Raw genomic sequence first — 2,385 nt, 5'->3', positions numbered from 1 at the left:
TTTTGCAATCGGAACGGCAAACATTGCCACACCCACTCCGAACCAGCCGACTTGCGTAAAGCCCAATAAGAAAGACGGTAAGTACGAACCTTTTTCACCAAACGAATACTTAGCCAACAAGTGAGTAGATAACCCCATTTTAGCTGCAATGTGTGCCAGTGCTCCAGTATAAAGACAAAGTGCTAAATTCCCCAGCAAAACGACAAGTAAAAATTGAGAGAATGTCAGATTCAATCCCAATTGTCCTCCAGCTAACATGCTGGCTGAAAAGAACGTAAATCCCAACATCACTGTCATTGTTTTTGCAAAAGAATTACGGCTCGATTGCGGTACCGTTTGTAACGAAAATTCTGTATCGGTTTTCTTCATCTTATTTCCTCCCATTTCTATGGGTACCGAAAAGCACAAAAAAAGAGGCTGATTATCAGATTACACCTGACAATCAGCCTCTTTTCAAATACAGAAAATAGTTGTGCAACTGCACTTGTACATACTTCTCCTGTATTTTTATCCGCTTCCTTGTCAGTCTCTCTGGGCTGATTTAAAGGTACCTGTTATTTGATTAAATTCATTATTCCAGAAAACAGCTTGGCTGTCAACTGGAAAAGCACTGCAATTTTTTTGATCAGTATTTATGTATGTCTTAAATTTGCTATATTTCTCCGAAAAATAGATTTGCCTGACATATCAATAGAAACTCAAACGTCTTACGGTAGGCAAAGCGTGTTTGTCTGACATATCGATAAAAATTCAAACATCTTATAGTAGGTAAAAAAGAACATAAAGTATACTTGAAATACTTCATCTTATTTTTAACACAATGCACACTCATATTTTATCTCAGTTATTTGTCAGTCTATTTGTGAAGGCTTTTCATCTTTATAAATTAATTTTGAAACTTTCTTCTTGCCTTTTTATCAGTTGAGTGGTAAAGTGACGATAACGAAAAGGAGTGATGAACAATATGCGAAAAAATACTCTTGGCTCATTGATTTGGCTTCGAATCGCTCGTTTCACTCATCAAAGTAACTTGCTATCAAACGAATTCTTAAAAGAATATGATTTAACGACTGCTCAATTTGATGCTTTACTTCAAATCTCAACCTACGAACCTTTAACTCAAAGTGAACTTGCAGAAAAAGTTACGGTCACACAAGGCGGAATCTCTCGCATGCTAGCTCGCTTAGAAAAAGATCAATTAATCGAGCGCAAACAGGAATGGAAAACAAAAACAATTTCTCTAACCGATAAAGGCCGTAAAAAACTAGAAAACGCCTATGAAGCCCAACTTGAGTTCCAATCCTCTTTTTTTGAAGACTGTTTATCAAAAGAAGAACAAAAAGTACTGTTTTCGCTTATGTCACGTGTACAAAAACAAAGCAAAAAAAAATATCTGGAAAAATGATATTTTTTTGCCCTATCACTTGACTAGTCAACCAAAAATTAATAGCAGTATTCTTTAGCTAATAAACGAAAACCATGATGAAAACAAAATCAGACTACAACAGATAAAGGAGATTCACTAATGGAAAAGTATCGTATCAACCAATCAAATGGCATGGAATTTGGTCTGTATTCTTTAGGTGATCACATCATGAATCCTTTAACAGGAAGCCGAATTTCAGCACAAGAAAGAATCCAACAACTGATCGAGATGAGTCAGCTTGCTGAACAAGCTGGAATAGATGTTTTTAGTGTGGGCGAAAGCCACCAAACTTACTTTGCATCACAAGCGCACACCGTAATTTTATCAGCGATTGCCCAAGCAACAAAAACAATTAAACTCTCTAGTTCAGCAACTGTATTAAGTGTCTTAGATCCTGTACGTGTGTATGAAGATTTTGCAACGATTGATTTGATTTCAAATGGGCGTGCAGAAATAGTTGCCGGCCGTGGATCACGTGTTGGGGCTCATCAGTTATTCGGTGTCGATTTACAAGATTATGAAGAAATTTACGAAGAAAAGCTAGAATTGCTTAAATTGATCAACGAAAATGAACGTGTCACCTGGCAAGGAAATTTCCGTGCTCCCTTACAAAATGCAGAGATCTTACCGCGTCCTTTAACTGGATCGCTTCCCATTTGGCGTGCTGTAGGAGGTCCGCCTTCTAGTGCAATCAAAGCAGGTTATATGGGACTCCCAATGATGTTGACTACGTTGGGCGGGCCGGCAATGAACTTTAAACATTCTGTTGATGCTTACCGTGAAACTGCTCGGCAAAGTGGATTTGATCCAGCTGGTTTGCCTGTCGCAACAACCAGTTTGTTTTATGTAGCCGACTCGACAAAAGAAGCGCTTCAAGAAATGTACCCACATCTTAATGGCGGTTTCCAAGCCATTCGTGGTACTGGATATCCAAAACAACAATTTGCTCAAGCGACGGA

3 protein-coding genes are annotated in these 2,385 nt (G+C 38.2%); 2 read left to right on the top strand and 1 reads right to left on the bottom strand.

Annotated elements, in window-relative coordinates:
• A partial coding sequence (locus RT405_RS04280; RefSeq protein ID WP_313467851.1) for a cytosine permease occupies positions 1–369 on the bottom strand: 369 nt, incomplete at its 3' end.
• A gap of 595 nt (positions 370–964) precedes the next feature.
• Here RT405_RS04280 and RT405_RS04275 point away from each other — a divergent pair.
• Positions 965–1,405, top strand: coding sequence for a MarR family transcriptional regulator (locus tag RT405_RS04275; RefSeq protein ID WP_313467849.1), 441 nt, complete (start codon positions 965–967; stop codon positions 1,403–1,405).
• A 120-nt stretch (positions 1,406–1,525) separates the two neighbouring features.
• Positions 1,526–2,385: LLM class flavin-dependent oxidoreductase (locus tag RT405_RS04270; protein ID WP_313467847.1), on the top strand; the 860-nt coding region annotated here is incomplete at its 3' end.

It is taken from the genome of Carnobacterium sp. (assembly GCF_032094055.1).
GTDB lineage: Bacteria > Bacillota > Bacilli > Lactobacillales > Carnobacteriaceae > Carnobacterium_A.
Note: the sequence above shows the minus strand (reverse complement) of the source record. Positions and strands in the feature narration are given on the sequence as shown.

Excerpts from the sequence above, each read along its gene's own strand:
- RT405_RS04275 (WP_313467849.1), top strand. The coding sequence starts at position 965 with ATGCGAAAAAATACTCTTGGCTCATTGATTTGGCTTCGAATCGCTCGT.